This window comes from Bacillus sp. SIMBA_026 (assembly GCF_046535335.1).
GTDB lineage: Bacteria > Bacillota > Bacilli > Bacillales > Bacillaceae > Bacillus > Bacillus velezensis.
Genome location: NZ_JAWRWX010000053.1, coordinates 1 through 366, shown reverse-complemented (window position 1 = coordinate 366; position 366 = coordinate 1). Strand labels below are relative to the sequence as shown.

At 63.1% G+C, this 366-nt stretch carries 1 protein-coding gene; it reads left to right on the top strand.

Annotation, left to right across the window (positions count from 1 at the left end; all coding sequences use genetic code 11):
- Positions 1-42: 42 nt before the first annotated feature.
- Positions 43-366 (top strand): DEAD/DEAH box helicase (locus tag SB847_RS20630; protein WP_410578433.1); only part of this gene is annotated, 324 nt, incomplete at its 3' end.

Genomic DNA, 366 nt, shown 5'->3' with positions numbered 1-366 from the left:
GCTGCTGTTGTCCACATAGGAGGCCCAGCGATTCCGGCCCTCATGACCGACTGGAATACTGGAGTGATGGCCAACAACTCCCCGAACGCTTCAGTTTCAGTGCAATCACCTACCGGACAGGACGCCCTGCAATGCCTCCGCGAATTGGTGGGGCACCCTGAAGCCGCGTTCCACGACGGCCAATTTGAGGCTATTGAGGCTTTGGTCGACGAGGGGCGGCGCGCGTTGGTGGTCCAGCGCACCGGCTGGGGAAAGTCCGCTGTTTACTTTGTGGCGTCATTGCTACTGCGCCGGCGGGGAGCAGGTCCGACGCTGATCGTCTCGCCCTTGCTCGCGCTCATGCGGGACCAGGTGGCCGCAGCAGCC